Origin of the sequence: Streptomyces sp. NBC_00569 (genome assembly GCF_036345255.1) — a bacterium.
In the GTDB taxonomy this organism is placed as follows: Bacteria; Actinomycetota; Actinomycetes; order Streptomycetales; family Streptomycetaceae; genus Streptomyces.
Window position 1 is genome coordinate 4,778,367 of sequence record NZ_CP107783.1, and the last position, 16,870, is coordinate 4,795,236.

Sequence of the window (16,870 nt, forward strand, 5' to 3'; positions counted from 1 at the left end):
AGAAACGGACATTTCGGTAGAACCTGCCGATGCCGCAATAACCCCCCGCGCCCACAGCACATCCACTATTGCGGCTAGTACCGGACAAAACGCCTGTGCGCCATGTCACCGGGAGGCAAGATCCAGAGACCCCCGAATGTGACGCGGGCTACGCTGAAGCGCCTGGTTTCACGGCCTTTCGGGGGGAAGCGCAGATGGATCCCGCAGTCCTCGGCACACGCCTGGCATCGAGCGCGCTCTCGCCTCTGGTGAAGCAGCTCCTCACCCGTGAGGGCCCCGGCGCGGGCCTGGTGGACAAGCCCGTACGCCTCTCGGGCCTCGTCACCTTCCGCGGCGAGAAGCGGACCCTCGGGGAGAAGGAGGTCGGGCACCTCGCCGCCCGTCTGGTGCGGGAGGCCGTGCAGTCCCCGGGCGAGCCGCCGTTCCCCGCGGACGAGCAGGAGGCGGTCACGGCCGCCCTCGCCCGCAGGCTCCTCGCCCTCGGCGACCTGGACATGGACGACGTCCAGGCGGTCCGCCTCGGCCACCGGCAGCTGGCCCGCGCCCTGCGCGAGGCCGCCCCCGCGCCCGGCCTCACCACCGACGCCGTCCACTTCCTCGACTCGGTCACCGAGTGGGCCTGCCTGCACATCCTGCACTTCTTCACCCAGCGCTCCACGTTCGTGGCCCGCACCCTGGTCGAGCAGAGCCGCGCCCAGTCCGAGCTGATCGCCAAGGTGGACGCGCTGATCACGCGCACCCCGCCGCGCGACGGGCAGGACACCGCCTTCGAAGCCCGCTACCGCGCCCACCTCGCGGAGCGCCACAACCGCGTCACCATCTTCGGCCTCGACCTGCGCGACTCCCCCGACGTCTGGCCCCTCGACGTCGCCTACCTGAGCCTCGAAGCCACCCGCGAGGCCGGCCCCGAGGACGCGCACGGCGAGCCCCAGGGACCGACGACCGTCCAGGTCAGGGCCGAGGACGCGTTCGACGGCCACGACCGGGTCCTGCTGCGCGGCGAGGCGGGCTCCGGAAAGACGACCCTCATCCAATGGCTGGCGATCACCACCACGGGCCGTGTCCCCTACGTGCTGCCGCTGCGCACCCTGATCCGCGCCGCGGGGCTCCCCTCCCCCGCCGCTTTCCTCGCCTCCGCCGACTGCCCGCACACCCCGCCCGACGGCTGGGCCGAGCGCGTCCTGACGGCGGGGCGCGGCCTCGTGATGGTCGACGGCCTGGACGAGGTCCCCTCGGCCGACCGGCCCCGCGTGCGCGACTGGCTGCTCGGCCTCGTCCGCGCCTTCCCCGGAAACCGCTGGCTGCTCACCGCCCGCCCCACGGCCGTACGCGCCGACTGGCTGGCCGGGGGCGGGTTCGCCGAGCTGTCCCTCTCCCCCATGGGCCGCCGGACGGTCGGCGCGTTCGTACGGCGCTGGCACGCGGCCGCCGGCGCGGCCGAGCACGAGGAACAGCTCCTGGACGCCCTGCGCGCCAAGCCGGACCTGTCGCTCCTGGCGACCAACCCCCTCATGTGCGGGATGATCTGCGCCCTCCACCGCGCGCGCCGCGGCTATCTCCCGCCGCGCCGCAAGGCCCTGTACGACGCCGCGCTCCAGATGATCCTCACCGACCGCGACCGCCAGCGGGGCATGGGCGGCCTCGACGGCATCGAACTCGACACCGAGGACCAGACCGAACTCCTCCAGCGCCTCGCCTACGCCCTGGTGCTCGCGGGCCGCACCGAGATGGACGAGGCCACCGCGCTCACCCTCCTCGAACGCGCCCTGCCCTCCGTCCCCGACGCCGCACGCCAGGGCGACGCCCCCGCGATCCTGCGCCACCTGCTGCTGCGCAGCGGCGTCCTGCGCAGCCCCGCCCCGCAGGTGGTCGACTTCGCGCACCGGACGTTCCTCGACCACCTGGGCGCGCGCTACGCGGTCGAGGAGGGCCATCTCGACGTCCTGCTCGGCCACGCCGGCGACACACAGTGGGAGGACGTCATACGGATGGCCGTGGCCCACGCCCGTACCCGCGAGCGGACGACGCTGCTGCGGGGCCTGCTGGCCGTAGACAGCCCGCGCGTGACCCTCCTCGCGCTGGCGAGCCTTCAGGACGCCTCGGCGGTCGAACAGGAGGTCCTCGAAGAGGTACGGGAACGGGCCGCCTCCCTCATCCCGCCCCGGACACCCCAGGAGGCCGAAGAGCTCGCGCAGGCGGGCCCGTTCGTCCTCGAACTCCTGCCCGGCCCGCAGGACCTGACGGACGATGAGGCCCACGCGGTGGTGACCACGGCCTCCCGCCTGGGCCACGAGGGCTCCCTGCCGGTCCTGAAGCGCTTTCGCGCCCACACGTCGCTCGACGTACGACGCCAACTCGTCGGCACCTGGCGGAGGTTCGACGCCCAGGAGTACGCGGACGAGGTGCTCGCGCATGTGGGGCGGGAGGGGCTCGACCTGACCGTGCGGAGCGAGGAACAGATGCGGGCGACGCGCACGATGGCGCCGTGGCCGCGGGTCGACCTCGACGGGGAGTACCCGCTCGACACGGTCATGGCCTGCCTTGCCCCCGAGGGCGCACGGAACCTGACGCTGCGCAGCAACCCGTACGTGACGGATCTGCGAGAGCTGCACGCCCTGCCGTCGCTGGAGTTCCTGTCGTTGATGTACTGCTCCGAGGTCCGCGACCTGGCGCCCCTCGCCGAGATGCGGCTGCAACACCTGTCGGTGATCAAACTGCCCGGGCTGCCGACCCTCACCGGCCTGTCCCGGGTGACCAGCCTTTCCTCGCTCAGCGTCATCCAGCCGGTCCCCGGCGACTCGCTCGCCGCTTTCCTGCCGGTCGGGGCGCCGCTCGACCAGCTCATCCTCGGCGACGGCGCCACGGAGACCACCGGACTCGCCGGCCTGGACGCGTTCCCCGCGCTGACCTGGCTGAACCTGTCCAGCGATACGGCCGTGCCCGGCCCACGCGACTGGGAACAGGTCGCCGGGCACCCCGCGCTCACCCGCCTCTCCCTCGGCGGCCGGCTCCTGCCCCCGCACGGCCCGTCCAGCGAGCTGCCAGGAATCCGCCTCCTCTCCCTCCACCTGGAGGCCGGGACCGACGAGCACCTCTCCCGCTTCGCCCCCGCCGTCCCGCACGCGGACGACGTGCGCCTCTTCTTCGCCGAGGACGCCGAACCGGCCGCCGACGAGGTGTACGCCGGCCTCTTCCCGCAAGCCGAGGTCACCGTCCACCGCTGGGGTCGCTGAATCACGGAAGCACGACGAAGGGGCTGTCCCAGGACCGAAGTCCTGGGACAGCCCCTTTGCACTCAGCGCATCCCCGGAGGGTTACGCCTCCTTGCTCAGATTCGGACCGGCTCCGCCGGCCGCCTGCTCGATCGGCGGGACGTCCGGCAGCGGGGACTTCTCCTCGCCGCGGAAGGTGAACGTCTTGGCGTCACCCTCGCCCTCCGTGTCGACGACCACGATGTGGCCCGGACGCAGCTCGCCGAAGAGGATCTTCTCGGAGAGCGAGTCCTCGATCTCGCGCTGGATCGTGCGTCGCAGCGGACGCGCGCCGAGCACGGGGTCGTAACCCTTCTTGGCCAGGAGTTCCTTCGCGGACTGGCTGAGCTCGATGCCCATGTCCCGGTCCTTGAGGCGCTCGTCGACCTTGCCGATCATCAGGTCGACGATCTGCAGGATGTCGTCCTGGGTCAGCTGCGGGAAGACGACGACGTCGTCCACGCGGTTGAGGAACTCGGGGCGGAAGTGCTGCTTGAGCTCGTCCGAGACCTTGTTCTTCATGCGCTCGTAGTTGGACTTCGTGTCGCCCTGGGCCGCGAAGCCGAGGTTGAAGCCCTTCGAGATGTCCCGCGTGCCGAGGTTGGTCGTCATGATGATGACCGTGTTCTTGAAGTCCACGACCCGGCCCTGGGAGTCGGTCAGGCGACCGTCCTCCAGGATCTGCAGCAACGAGTTGAAGATGTCCGGGTGGGCCTTCTCGACCTCGTCGAAGAGAACCACCGAGAACGGCTTGCGCCGCACCTTCTCCGTCAGCTGGCCGCCCTCTTCGTAGCCCACGTAACCGGGGGGCGAACCGAAGAGACGCGAGACCGTGTGCTTCTCGCTGAACTCCGACATGTCGAGGGAGATCAGCGCGTCCTCGTCACCGAAGAGGAACTCGGCGAGCGCCTTGGACAGCTCGGTCTTACCGACACCGGACGGGCCCGCGAAGATGAACGAGCCACCGGGGCGCTTCGGGTCCTTCAGACCGGCACGCGTACGGCGGATCGCCTTCGAGAGCGCCTTGACGGCGTCCTTCTGGCCGATGACTCGCTTGTGGAGCTCGTCCTCCATGCGCAGCAGACGCGAGGACTCCTCCTCGGTCAGCTTGAAGACGGGAATGCCGGTCGCGGTCGCGAGGACCTCGGCGATCAGCTCGCCGTCGACCTCGGCGACGACGTCCATGTCGCCGGCCTTCCACTCCTTCTCGCGCTTGGCCTTCGCCGCCAGCAGCTGCTTCTCCTTGTCGCGGAGCGAAGCTGCCTTCTCGAAGTCCTGGGAGTCGATGGCCGACTCCTTGTCGCGGCGCACGCCCGCGATCTTCTCGTCGAACTCGCGGAGGTCCGGCGGCGCGGTCATCCGGCGGATGCGCATCCGGGAACCGGCCTCGTCGATCAGGTCGATCGCCTTGTCCGGCAGGAAGCGGTCCGAGATGTACCGGTCGGCCAGCGTCGCGGCCTGCACGAGGGCCTCGTCCGTGATGGAGACGCGGTGGTGGGCCTCGTAGCGGTCGCGCAGGCCCTTGAGGATCTCGATCGTGTGCGGCAGCGACGGCTCCGCGACCTGGATCGGCTGGAAGCGGCGCTCGAGAGCGGCGTCCTTCTCCAGGTGCTTGCGGTACTCGTCGAGCGTGGTCGCACCGATGGTCTGGAGCTCACCACGGGCCAGCATCGGCTTCAGGATCGAAGCGGCGTCGATGGCGCCCTCGGCGGCACCCGCACCGACCAGCGTGTGCAGCTCGTCGATGAACAGGATGATGTCGCCGCGGGTGCGGATCTCCTTGAGGACCTTCTTCAGGCGCTCCTCGAAGTCACCGCGGTAGCGGGAACCGGCGACCAGCGCGCCCAGGTCGAGGGTGTAGAGGTGCTTGTCCTTGAGGGTCTCGGGCACCTCGCCCTTGACGATGGCCTGCGCGAGGCCCTCGACGACGGCGGTCTTGCCGACGCCGGGCTCGCCGATGAGGACCGGGTTGTTCTTCGTACGGCGGGACAGCACCTGCATGACCCGCTCGATCTCCTTCTCGCGCCCGATGACCGGGTCGAGCTTGGATTCACGGGCGGCCTGCGTGAGGTTCCGGCCGAACTGGTCGAGGACCAGGGACGTGGAGGGCGTGCCCTCGGCAGGACCGCCGGCGGCGGCGGTCTCCTTGCCCTGGTAGCCGGAGAGCAGCTGGATGACCTGCTGCCGCACCCGGTTGAGATCGGCGCCCAGCTTGACCAGGACCTGGGCGGCGACGCCCTCGCCCTCACGGATCAGGCCGAGCAGGATGTGCTCCGTGCCGATGTAGTTGTGACCCAGCTGAAGGGCCTCGCGGAGCGACAGCTCCAGGACCTTCTTGGCACGGGGGGTGAAGGGGATGTGCCCGGACGGAGCCTGCTGGCCCTGACCGATGATCTCCTCCACCTGCTGGCGGACCGCCTCGAGCGAAATCCCGAGGCTCTCCAGGGCCTTAGCGGCGACACCCTCACCCTCGTGGATCAGGCCCAGGAGGATGTGCTCGGTGCCGATGTAGTTGTGGTTGAGCATCCGGGCTTCTTCCTGAGCCAGGACGACAACCCGCCGCGCGCGGTCGGTGAACCTCTCGAACATCGTTAATCGCTCCTCAGAGCGGTCAGGCAGTAAGGGGACGCTCCCCTCCCTGTCCTTCCGCAGCTTAGTCCCGCAAGCGGGGACCGCTCATTCCAACTGCCGACACCCGTCGATGGCCTCCTGACCCGAACGCCGACAACTGCTCCAACACCGATGGTGCGAGACGATGTTCCCGCAGGCCAGGCAGTTACCCCCACCATCAGTACGCCGATGGCGAACGCAAGGCGGCCAGAACCCACGTGTCGCCCCTCCTCACTAGGGATGTCTTACCCGCCAGGAGTGACAGTCCATGCGGCGCGCCCCGGTTCCCTCCGCTACGGGCGAACACCCTTGCGCCGCCCAATGCCCCCGCACGCCCCCATTCGAGAAACTCTGCGCATTCACCTGACAACGCTGCGTAACCCATGAGGGTTCCCGGCGGTTGCTCCGGACATGGTCTCCATCGTGCGCACCGTGCCACTGCCCCGTCGACCGCTCGCCGCGGGCGACCCGGTGCGGGAGTGGTACGAGGAAGCGCTCGGCTGGGCCACCGCGCCGGGCCCCAAGGGCCTTCAGCTGCTGACGGGGCTGCGCTTCGACGTGCTGGAGCTGCCCGCGGAGGCGGGACGTGCCGTGCTGCGGCGGCTGGACCCCGGGTGTCCGGTGGCCCTGCAAGGGGAGACGATGCGCCTGCTGGTGGCCGCGGGCAGCGCGGAGGAGCTGCCGGGGCTGCTCGACTGGCTGGAGTGGGGGGCACTGCCCCTCGATCTCACCGTGGTCGGTGCGGGCGGGCGGATCGACGCGCCCGCGCCCCCGGGAGTGCCGGACCCGCAGGAGGCCGCTGTCTGGGTGCGGCCCCCCGACCCCGGATGCGACGTCGAGCCGACACTTCCGGCTCTGACGGCGCTGTCGGCCGTAGGGGGCGGTGGGGGCGCCCCCGGTCTCGTACGGCTGGTGGAAACGGCGGCGACTCAGTGCCACCGGATCCGGTTGCGACGTGCCTGTGCTCAGCCGTTGGCCTTCTCGTAGGCCTCACGGATGGACGCGGGGACACGACCGCGGTCGTTGACCTCGTAACCGTTCTCCTTGGCCCAGGCACGGATCTGCGCCGTGTCCTGGCTGCCGCCCGCCACCGCGGCGCGCGCCTTGCCGCGTCCGCCGGCGGAACGGCCTCCGGTACGACGACCACCCTTGAGGTACGGCTCAAGAAGTCCGCGGAGCTTGTCCGCGTTGGCGGTGGTGAGGTCGATCTCGTAAGTCTTGCCGTCCAACGCGAACGTCACGGTCTCGTCCGCCTCGCCACCGTCGAGGTCGTCGACAAGAAGGACCTGAACCTTCTGTGCCACCGGATTTCCTTTCATCGATATCTGTAGGGCCGGACCCCACGACCTCAGTCGTTGATTCGCCGTCCCCTTGTTATATGCAGTACGCAGTACGTCGGAAAGCAAACCGCTTTTGCTGGAAAAACACAAACCCCTGGGAGAGATCCAGGAGAGACCAAGGACCCGAGAAGCCCGGAAAGATGCGCGTTTCGGACATAGGGCACCTGGGCAGGGAGCTGCTCAGGAATACCGGGGGGCGATCACAGATGCAGAAGCATCCGGCTGTTGCCCAAGGTGTTCGGTTTCACTCGTTCGAGACCGAGGAACTCCGCGACACCCTCGTCATAGGAACGCAAGAGCTCGCTGTAGACATCGGTGTCGATGGTATCGACGGGTGCCTCTCCGATCTCCACGAAGCCGTGGTTCGCGAAGAACTCCACTTCGAAGGTGAGACAGAAAACCCGGCGAACACCGATCCAGCGCGCGGTCTGCAGCAACTTCTGGAGCAGTTGATGACCGACGCCCGCGCCCCTGACCACCGGATTCACGGCGAGGGTGCGGACTTCCGCGAGGTCTTCCCACATCACATGCAGGGCGCCGCAGCCGACGACCTCCGCGTTGTCGTCGCGTTCCGCGACCCAGAACTCCTGGATGTCCTCGTAAAGCGTCACGGTGGCTTTGTCGAGCAGGATCCCCTCGCGGCTGTACGCGTCGAGGAGTCGGCGCACGGCCGGCACATCGGCCGTCCTCGCCCTGCGCACGGTGACTGCTTTTGCGGTGACTTCGGGGAGCTGTGCTGGCATGAGCGGACGCTATCGCCCGGCGTCCGAGGCCGGCTCCCCGGGTCCTTCGGGTTCCTCGGGCTCTTCCGAAGCTTCGGGCGCTTCAGGCTGTTCGGAGTCCTGTGGCTCTTCACGCCCCTCGCCGGCTTCGGACCCTTCCGGCTCTTGAGTCGTGAGGGTCTGCGCCTGAGGTCCCTGCACCATGCGCACGGCATCGCTCAGTGCTTCGCGTTGTTCCGGCGACATCATGCCGAAGAAGGCGACGAGAGCCGCTGCCGGGTTGTCACTCTGGGACCATGCGTCGTTCATCAGCGCGGCTGAGTAGGCGGCGCGAGTGGAGACGGCCTCATATCGATAGGCCCGGCCTTCCGCTTCGCGGCGCACCCAGCCCTTCTGGTGGAGATTGTCCAAAACGGTCATGACCGTGGTGTAGGCGATGGACCGTTCCTGCTGGAGGTCTTCCAGGACTTCCCGAACCGTCACGGGGCGGTTCCACTTCCACACCCGTGTCATCACTGCGTCTTCGAGTTCTCCCAATGGGCGCGGCACGAGCAGCACACTAGTGGCAGAAGTCGGTAATAGGGCGCCGGACGTGGCGAACGGCGCCTAATAACGACAAAAAGGGCGCCCGGTGGGGCGCCCTTCTCAGATGTCGCTCAGCTGCGGACCGGCCTGGCGGGCCGCCTCGGCGCGGGCGATCGCCGCGTCGACGGCCGCGTCCTCCTTGGCCTTCTTGTCGCCGCCCTGAGACTTCACGATCGTCACGATGAGACCGATGAAGAAGACGGCCATCACTACGGGGGGCACGAGCGCGGAGACGTAGTCCATGCCCCCAGAGTAGCTATCCGACGGCCAGCTCCTGCGGCGGGGCCGCCGGGGGCGCGGGGCGGCGCTTGGGCGGGAAGACCTCGGCCGGGGTGGGCATGGGGCGCGGCGGGGCAGGGGGGTTCGCCGGGGGCCGGGGGGCGGATGCCGGCTTCCCGGCGGCGGCGAGGCCCCCGGGCAGAGCGAGCAGCCGGGTACGGGAGGCCGGGACACGGGGCTGTACGACGCGCGCTTCCGTGCGCGCCGGTGCCCAGCCTTCGAGTCGGGCACGCACGTCGCGCTCGGCGAGCGTGCGGCAGCGTTCGAGGAGGGTGGCGGCGGAGGGGTTGGAGCGCAGGGCGCGCAGCGCGGCCAGGTCGTCGGCGCCGGGCTGGTAGCCCGCCGCGAGCGCCTCGTCGAGCAGTTCCAGATAGCCGGTGGCGGTGCCGGGCAGGGCGGCCCGGTAGCGAGCGAGGTCGGCCAGCAGGAAGGCGCGGATGCGGGCGCCTTCGTCGGCTGCCTCGTCGACCGACTCGGCGAGCCGGAGGCAGTCCTGGATGTCCTCGGCGGAGACAGGACTCGGGTGAAGGGCAAGGGCGAGGGCGCGTCGGAGCACACGCAGCTCTTCAGCACCGAACGCCATGCCGCCGCGGTTTCCGTAGGGCGTGGGCATGGGCCGACGATACGCACCACAACGGACAAAATCCGCTTAACGTCCCATTTGCGGCGTGGCTCGCCGTCGGACCCGCCCCCGGGCCCCTCAGTCCGGAGTCGCTCGCCCCGGAGTCGCTCGCCCCGGGGCACCCGCCCCCGGGGCACTCCGCCCAGATCGCTCCGCCCGGGTCACTCCGCCCGGCGGCGCGACATGGCGAACACGATCGCGCCCACACCGAGCGCCGCCGCGGCCGCCGCGGCCAGCCACGGCAGGAACCCCGCACCGGTCGCCGCCATGGACCCGGACGTGCCCGACGTCCCCGAGCCACCCGACGTCACGGAGGCCGTGGCGGAAGTGGAGGGCGAAGGGGTCGCGGAGCCGCCCGAGGCCGACGGGGACGGAGACGGGGAGGAGGACGCGTCACCGACGGTGATCGCCGCCTCGTCGTTCGACTGGTCCGGGTCGTTCAGGACGATCCCGTCGCCGGGGCGCACGGTGACCGTGCCGCGGGCGGCGCCGGCGGCGAGGTCCTTCTCGTAGCCGACCTTGAAGCGGTACATCTGGCCGTCGCCGCTCTCCTCGGAGACGGTGTCCGGGCAGAGGTAGCGGCGGTGGCCCGACTCGAAGGGCGAGGTCTTGCCGCCGGTGTACGTGTAGCAGTTGCCGCTCGCCTGGTCGTCGGGCTCCTCGTCGACCAGCACGCTCTTGGCGACGACGCCCTCGGGGAGCGTCACCTCGGCGTAGGCCACGGGCTTGCCGTCGGGGTGGGCGACCACGGCGGGGCCCGCGTTGCGCAGGCCGAAGGCGAGCGAGTGGGTGGAGCCCTTCTTGCCGGGTACGAGGACGGCGCCGACCGCGAGGAAGTCGGCGGCGTTGTCGGCGTCGTACGTCACTCGGCGGCTGTCGGCGAAGTCCTTGCCCGTGGCGGGGGTCAGGGTGAGCGCTGCGCCCTTGCCGGGGGTGCCGCCGGTGTCCGTGCCGGAGGAGGCCGGGAGGGCCTCGGCGGTGATGTCGGTCCAGGTGTGGAAGGCGTCCTTGCCGAGGGACCCTTCGAGCGGGTCGGAGAATCCAACCGTGTCACCCGGGGCGATCGTCGTCTTGAAGACGCAGGTCACGTCGGCGTCGTCCCTGCCGAAGTCGCCCGGCAGGTAGAGGCAGTTGCTGTGCTTCCCGGCGAACGTGACCCCTGGGCTGCCGGTGAGACGGACGGTGATCTGTTCGGTGGGCAGGTCGCCGGTGTTGCGCAGGACCACGGGGTAGTCGACGGACTGGCCGGGCGTCAGGCCGGACTTGGCGGGCAGTGCGGCGACCTGGACCTTCGGGGAGCCGATGACGACCTTGGAGGTCTCGGTGTCGGGGGTGGCCTTGTCCGCCGTGACCTCGTAGCGCAGCGTTCCGGTGTCGCCGGGCTTCGTGCCGGCGACCGCGCTGAGCGTGAAGGGTTCGAACGGGCCGTGCAGATTGCCGTTGTCCAGGCAGGTGACCACGGCGCCGTCCGTCGTGCACTGGTCGTTCTTGGCCTTGATCGTGGCGATGCCCTTGAGGCCGCTCGCGTCGATCACCATCTTGGCGTTCTCCGGCAAAGGGAGCCCGTCCACGCCGTCGTCGGCGAAGCTGTAGCTCACCTCGGGGGCGATGGCCGTGCCCGACGCCGGCACGGCTATCTGCGCGGGCGCCGTGATGATCGCGTAGGACTGAGTGGGAAGCGTGGGGCCGTCCGCGGCCCGGGCCGCGCCGCTCGTGAGACCGACCCCCGTCAGCGCGACCGCCGCCGTCGCAGCCGCCAACTGTCTGCCCTTACGCCACATTTCGCCCCACGTCCCTCGCATGCCGACTCGTGCCCCGTCTCTGCGGAGACGAGCGAAGCGTACGAACGGTTGCGCCCTTCGCGCACGCCTTGTCGAAAGTCCGTGCGCGAAGGGGCAGTTGAGGCGCTGTCAAAAAATGCACGCCGCCGAAGAGGCCGCCGGCCGAGAAATGCCGGCGGCCGAAAGAGCGTGCTGCCCAAGCGGCGTCAGGAGCGGGAGACGTTCCGCTCGTAGACCAGGCGCAGGCCGATCAGCGTCAGCCACGGCTCATGCTCGTCGATCACCGCGGCCTCGCCGAGCACCATGGGTGCCAGGCCTCCCGTGGCGATGACGGTCACGTCGTCCGGGTCGTCGGCGAGTTCGCGCGCCATGCGGGTCACGACGCCGTCGACCTGGCCCGCGAAGCCGTACAGGATGCCGGACTGCATGGCCTCGACGGTGTTCTTGCCGATGACGCTGCGCGGGCGGGCGATCTCGATCTTGCGGAGCTGGGCGCCCCTGACGCCCAGGGCCTCCACGGAGATCTCGATGCCGGGGGCGATGACGCCGCCGGCGTACTCCCCGCGCGCGGAGACCGCGTCGAAGGTGGTCGCCGTGCCGAAGTCGACGACGATGGCGGGCCCCCCGTAGAGCTCGACCGCCGCCACCGCGTTGATGATGCGGTCGGCGCCGACCTCCTTGGGGTTGTCCATGAGGATCGGGACGCCGGTCTTGATGCCGGGTTCCACGAGGACGGCGGGCACGTCTCCGTAGTAGCGCCGGGTGACCTCGCGCAGCTCGTGCAGGACCGAGGGGACGGTGGAGCAGATCGCGATGCCGTCGATGCCGTCGCCGAGTTCGTCGCCGAGCAGCGGGTGCATGCCCATCAGGCCCTGGAGGAGCACGGCCAGTTCGTCGGCGGTGCGGCGGGCGTCGGTGGAGATGCGCCAGTGCTCGACGATCTCCTCCCCGTCGAACAGGCCGAGGACGGTGTGCGTGTTGCCTACGTCGATGGTGAGCAGCATGGCGACTACTCCGCCGCGCGCAGGTCGAGGCCGACGTCCAGGATCGGCGACGAGTGGGTCAGCGCGCCCACCGCGAGGAAGTCGACGCCCGTCGCGGCGTACTCGCGCGCGTTCGCCAGGGTCAGCCGGCCCGAGGACTCCAGGAGGGCGCGGCCGCCCACGATCGCGACGGCCTCCTGGGTCCGGGCGGGCGTGAAGTTGTCCAGGAGGATCAGGTCGGCGCCCGCCTCGACGACCTCGCGCAGCTGGTCCAGGGTGTCGACCTCGACCTCGACGGCGAGGCCGGGGAAGGACTCCCGTACGGCCTTGAAGGCCTGCGCGACGCCGCCGGCGGCGACCACGTGGTTGTCCTTGACCAGGGCCGCGTCGGAGAGCGACATGCGGTGGTTGACGCCGCCGCCCATGCGGACGGCGAACTTCTCCAGGGAGCGCAGGCCGGGCGTCGTCTTGCGGGTGTCGCGGACCTTCGCCGTGGTCCCCTCCAGCGCGTCCGCCCACGCGCGCGTGGCGGTCGCGATGCCGGACAGGCGGCACAGGATGTTGAGGGCGCTGCGCTCGGCGGTCAGCAGGTCGCGGGTGCGGGTGGTGACGCTGAGGAGCTTCTGCCCGGCGGTGATCCGGTCGCCGTCCTCCGCGTGCCGCTCGACCTCGAACTCGTCCGTGCAGACCACGGACAGAACGGCCTCGGCGACGCGCAGTCCCGCCACGACGCCGTCCTCGCGGGCGGTGAAGTCGGCGGTGGCGACGGCGTCCTCGGGGATGGTGGCGACCGTGGTGACGTCCACGCCGCCGTCCAGGTCCTCGGCGATGGCCATGTGCGCGATGTCCTCGACCTCCACGGGGTCGAGCCCCGCGTCGGCCAGGAGCTGGGAGAGGGCGGGGTCGAGGCCGCACTCCATCATGTCGGCGTCGGCTCCGCCGCAGCCGCAGCCGTCGCCGCAGCCGCCGCTCTCGGCGAGGGGGAGGTCGGGGGTACTCACGTCTCTCACTGCTCCTGCTGGTTTGTACGGCACTCGGGGCGGGTCGGGGGGAATTCTGCGGTGGGCGTGGTGTGCACGGCCAGCGTCCGGTCGGGATTCAGCCGTACGACGATGTGGCGGCGCCATGCCGCGTCGTCGCGGTCGGCGTGGTCCTCGCGCCAGTGGCAGCCGCGGGTCTCCTCGCGGCGGCGGGCCGCGGCGACGAGGACGCGGGCGACGCACAGGAGGTTGGTGGCCTCCCAGGTGTCGACGCCGGGCTCCGCGGTCTTGCCGTTCTCCGCGAGGGCGCCCGCCGCTTCGGCGTGGATGCGGCCGAGTCCCGCGGCGGCCTCGGCGAGCGAGTCCGCGGAGCGCAGCACGCCGGCGCCCTGCGTCATGACGCGCTGGATGGCGAACCGTGCCTCGGCCGGCATCAGGGCGTGGGTCGGGGTCTCCGGGTGCGGGACGGGTGCGGGCACGCGCGCGTGGAGACCGTTCTCCCGGTGGCACGCGGCGATGTCGTCCGCGATGCGCTCGGCGTAGACCAGGCCCTCCAGGAGGGAGTTGGAGGCGAGGCGGTTCGCGCCGTGGACGCCGGTGCAGGCGACCTCTCCGCACGCGTACAGGCCGGGAACCGTCGTGCGGCCCCGGAGGTCCGTGCGGACGCCTCCGGAGGCGTAGTGCGCGGCGGGCGCCACGGGGATGGGCTCGGTGACCGGGTCGATGCCGTGGGTGCGGCAGGCGGCGAGGATCGTGGGGAACCGGGTCTCCCACATCTCGGCGCCGAAGTGCCGGGCGTCCAGATACATGTGCTCGGCGCCCAGCTCCTGCATGCGGCGCGTGATGCCCTTGGCGACGATGTCGCGCGGCGCGAGCTCGGCCAGCTCGTGCTGGCCGACCATGAAGCGGACCCCGTCGGCGTCGACGAGGTGGGCACCCTCACCGCGTACGGCCTCGGAGACCAGCGGCTGCTGGCCCTCCGCGTCCGCGCCGAGGAAGAGCACCGTCGGGTGGAACTGCACGAACTCCAGGTCGGAGACCTCCGCGCCCGCGCGCAGGGCGAGCGCGACGCCGTCGCCGGTGGAGACGGGCGGATTGGTCGTGGCGGAGAAGACCTGGCCCATGCCGCCGGTCGCGAGGACCACGGCGGGCGCGAGCGCGGCGCCGACGCCGTCGTGCTGGCCCTCCCCCATGACGTGCAGGGAGACACCCGCCGTGCGCCCGTCGGCGTCCGTGAGGAGGTCGAGGACCAGGGCGTTCTCGACGGTCCTGATGCCACGCGCGCGTACCGCCTCGACGAGGGCGCGGGAGATCTCGGCGCCGGTGGCGTCGCCGCCCGCGTGCGCGATGCGGCGGCGGTGGTGGCCGCCCTCCCGGGTGAGCGCGAGGGCGCCGTCGGCCGACTCGTCGAAGTGGGCGCCGGTCGCGATGAGCCGGCGTACGGCGTCGGGGCCCTCCGTGACGAGGGTGCGGACCGCTTCCTCGTCGCACAGGCCCGCGCCCGCGACGAGCGTGTCGTCGAGATGCTGCTCGGGGGTGTCGCCCTCGCCGAGCGCCGCGGCGACGCCGCCCTGTGCCCAGCGCGTGGAGCCGTCGTCGAGGCGGGCCTTGGTGACGACGACGGTCCGCAGTCCGGCCGCCTGGCAGCGCAGGGCCGCGGTGAGTCCGGCGACACCGGAGCCGACGATCACGACGTCGGCGGTGACGGACCAGCCGGGCGCGGGCGCGTGCAGGCGTATGCCGGTCGCCGTACCGGTGGGTGTGGTCCCTGTGGCACTCATACGGGAGCTCCGAAGGTCAGGGGGATGTTGTCGATCAGCCGCGTCGCACCGACCCTTGCGGCGACGGCGAGCACGGCTTCTCCGGTGTAGCCGCGCTTCACGTCGGTGAAGTCGGCAGGGTCCACGAGGGCGAGGTAGTCCAGCGTGAGCGGCGGCCGGACGCGGGCGGCCTCGTCGAGGACCTGGCGGGCCGCGGCGCGGACGGCGTCGGGGCCGCCGGGCGACGCCTTCGCGACGGCGTGCGCGTCGGCCGCGGCACGGGCCTCGCCGATCGCGTTCAGGGCGTCGGCCCGCGCATGCGTGGAGGGCGCCTCGTGGGCACGCGCGCGCAGGGCCTCCTGGGCGGCGTGCCGGTCGCGGCCGGCGAAGAGCGCCTGGGACAGGGCGAGCGCGGTGCGCCGCTCTTCGGCGGAGAGGTAGCGGTTGCGGCTGGAGAGGGCCAGGCCGTCGTCCTCGCGCACGGTGGGTACGCCGACGATCTCCACGGGGAAGTTCAGGTCGCGCACCATGCGGCGGACCAGGGCGAGCTGCTGGGCGTCCTTCTGCCCGAACAGCGCGATGTCGGCCGCGGTCAGGTGCAGCAGCTTGGCGACGACGGTGAGCATGCCGTCGAAGTGGCCGGGCCGCGAGGCGCCTTCGAGGCGCTCGCCCATGGGGCCCGCGGCGACGCGGACCTGAGGCTCGCCGCCGGGGTAGACCTCGTCCGCGGAGGGCGCGAACACGACGTCGGCGCCCGCCTGCTCGGCGATCTTGACGTCGGAGTCGAGGGTGCGCGGATAGCGGTCGAGGTCCTCGCCCGCGCCGAACTGGAGCGGGTTCACGAAGACGGTCGTCACCACTTCGCCGTCGGCACCGGCGATCGAGCGGGCCGTGCGGATCAGTTCGGCGTGGCCGTCGTGCAGGGCGCCCATCGTCATGACGACGGCGCGCCGGCCCGCACGCGTACGCGCGCGCAGTTCATCGGCGGTGTGCAGCACTGTGGTCATCGCTTGTCTCCCTCGGCGCCGTCGGCCAGGACCCCCAGCAGGTCCTCGGCGAGTTCGGGCTTGAGCAGGCCGTGCGCGAGGGCACGGTCGGCGGTGGCGCGGGCCATCGCCAGATACCCGGCGACGGTCTCGGGCGCGTGCTTGCGCAGCTCGGTGACATGGGCGGCGACGGTGCCCGCGTCCCCGCGCGCGACGGGCCCGGTGAGCGCCGCGTCACCGGACCTGAGGGCGTTGTCGAGGGCCGCGCCGAGCAGCGGGCCGAGCATCCGGTCGGGGGCTTCGACGCCCGCGGTCCGGAGCAGTTCCATGGACTCGGCGACCAGCGTGACCAGGTGGTTCGCGCCGAGGGCGAGCGCCGCGTGGTAGAGCGGGCGCGACTCCTCGCGGATCCACTCGGGCTCGCCGCCCATCTCGATGACGAGCGCTTCCGCGGCGAGGCGCAGCTCCTCGGGCGCGGTCACGCCGAAGGCGCAGCCGGCCAGCCGCTGTACGTCCACGGGGGTGCCGGTGAACGTCATGGCGGGGTGCAGCGCGAGCGGCAGGGCGCCGGCCCGCAGCGCGGGGTCGAGCACCTTCGTGCCGTAGCGCCCCGAGGTGTGCACGATCAGTTGTCCCGGGCGTACGGAACCGGTCTCGACGAGCCCTTCCACGAGGCCGGGCAGCGCGTCGTCGGGCACGGTGAGAAGCACGAGTTCGGCGCGCGCGAGGACCTCGGCGGGCGTCACGACGGGGACGTCGGGCAACATGAGGCCGGCCCGGCGCACGGATGCCTCGGAGACCGCGGAGACGGCGACCGGGCGGTGCCCCGCGAGGGCCAGGGAGGCCGCCAGGGCGGGGCCGACACGGCCCGCGCCGACCACTCCGACGGTGAGCCGGGCGGGGCGGTCCCTCGGGTCGGTGGGTTCGGGTCGAGGAGGTGCGTTCACAGGACGACGGCCTTCCGTTCCAGT

Annotated in this window: 14 protein-coding genes; 2 read left to right on the forward strand and 12 right to left on the reverse strand. The window is 71.3% G+C overall.

Annotated elements, in window-relative coordinates; genetic code table 11:
- Positions 1-194 precede the first annotated feature (194 nt).
- The gene (locus OHO83_RS21455) at positions 195-3,233 is read left to right on the forward strand and encodes an NACHT domain-containing protein (RefSeq protein ID WP_266672992.1); all 3,039 of its coding nucleotides are present in this window, start codon (positions 195-197) and stop codon (positions 3,231-3,233) included.
- An 81-nt stretch (positions 3,234-3,314) separates the two neighbouring features.
- Here the strand turns inward: OHO83_RS21455 and OHO83_RS21460 are convergent, their stop codons facing one another.
- The gene (locus OHO83_RS21460; RefSeq protein ID WP_116511469.1) at positions 3,315-5,840 is read right to left on the reverse strand and encodes an ATP-dependent Clp protease ATP-binding subunit; all 2,526 of its coding nucleotides are present in this window, start codon (positions 5,838-5,840) and stop codon (positions 3,315-3,317) included.
- A gap of 432 nt (positions 5,841-6,272) precedes the next feature.
- On the opposite strand from OHO83_RS21460, the gene OHO83_RS21465 reads away from it, so the two are divergent.
- Positions 6,273-6,848 (forward strand): SCO3374 family protein, encoded by a 576-nt coding sequence (locus tag OHO83_RS21465; RefSeq protein WP_266672990.1) that lies wholly within the window; start codon positions 6,273-6,275, stop codon positions 6,846-6,848.
- On the opposite strand, the gene OHO83_RS21470 is transcribed toward OHO83_RS21465, so the two are convergent.
- The 11 genes from OHO83_RS21470 to OHO83_RS21520 all read right to left on the reverse strand — a co-directional run bounded on the left by OHO83_RS21470 (position 6,827) and on the right by OHO83_RS21520 (position 16,846).
- On the reverse strand, positions 6,827-7,165 hold the full coding sequence (locus OHO83_RS21470; protein WP_100597736.1) for a histone-like nucleoid-structuring protein Lsr2: 339 nt from the start codon (positions 7,163-7,165) through the stop codon (positions 6,827-6,829). The genes OHO83_RS21465 and OHO83_RS21470 overlap by 22 nt on opposite strands.
- 236 nt (positions 7,166-7,401) lie before the next feature.
- Positions 7,402-7,944, reverse strand: a complete 543-nt coding sequence (locus OHO83_RS21475) for an amino-acid N-acetyltransferase (protein ID WP_116511473.1) — start codon at positions 7,942-7,944, stop codon at positions 7,402-7,404.
- A gap of 9 nt (positions 7,945-7,953) precedes the next feature.
- Positions 7,954-8,472 carry a BlaI/MecI/CopY family transcriptional regulator gene (locus OHO83_RS21480; RefSeq protein WP_266676527.1) on the reverse strand — a complete coding sequence of 173 codons (519 nt, stop codon included), beginning with the start codon at positions 8,470-8,472 and terminating at the stop codon, positions 7,954-7,956.
- A gap of 96 nt (positions 8,473-8,568) precedes the next feature.
- Positions 8,569-8,751: a hypothetical protein gene (locus OHO83_RS21485; protein ID WP_266672987.1), complete on the reverse strand. Its 183-nt coding sequence runs from the start codon at positions 8,749-8,751 to the stop codon at positions 8,569-8,571.
- 13 nt (positions 8,752-8,764) lie between these two features.
- Positions 8,765-9,400 (reverse strand): hypothetical protein, encoded by a 636-nt coding sequence (locus OHO83_RS21490; protein WP_266672985.1) that lies wholly within the window; start codon positions 9,398-9,400, stop codon positions 8,765-8,767.
- Between the two features lie 170 nt (positions 9,401-9,570).
- The gene (locus OHO83_RS21495; RefSeq protein ID WP_266672983.1) at positions 9,571-11,169 is read right to left on the reverse strand and encodes a hypothetical protein; all 1,599 of its coding nucleotides are present in this window, start codon (positions 11,167-11,169) and stop codon (positions 9,571-9,573) included.
- Positions 11,170-11,396: 227 nt separating this feature from the next.
- A complete protein-coding gene (locus OHO83_RS21500; RefSeq protein WP_100597731.1) occupies positions 11,397-12,194 on the reverse strand; it encodes a type III pantothenate kinase in 798 nt (265 codons plus the stop codon).
- A gap of 5 nt (positions 12,195-12,199) precedes the next feature.
- Entirely contained in the window at positions 12,200-13,174 is a 975-nt protein-coding gene (gene nadC / locus OHO83_RS21505) for a carboxylating nicotinate-nucleotide diphosphorylase (protein ID WP_266672981.1), read from the reverse strand.
- Between the two features lie 5 nt (positions 13,175-13,179).
- Entirely contained in the window at positions 13,180-14,934 is a 1,755-nt protein-coding gene (locus OHO83_RS21510; RefSeq protein WP_266672979.1) for an L-aspartate oxidase, read from the reverse strand.
- Complete coding sequence (gene panC / locus OHO83_RS21515) at positions 14,931-15,920, reverse strand: pantoate--beta-alanine ligase (RefSeq protein ID WP_329434329.1); 990 nt, start codon at positions 15,918-15,920, stop codon at positions 14,931-14,933. Before panC ends, OHO83_RS21510 begins: the two co-directional genes overlap by 4 nt.
- Positions 15,917-16,846 carry a Rossmann-like and DUF2520 domain-containing protein gene (locus tag OHO83_RS21520; RefSeq protein WP_266672977.1) on the reverse strand — a complete coding sequence of 310 codons (930 nt, stop codon included), beginning with the start codon at positions 16,844-16,846 and terminating at the stop codon, positions 15,917-15,919. The genes panC and OHO83_RS21520 overlap by 4 nt, the downstream gene beginning before the upstream one ends.
- Between the last annotated feature and the right edge of the window lie 24 nt (positions 16,847-16,870).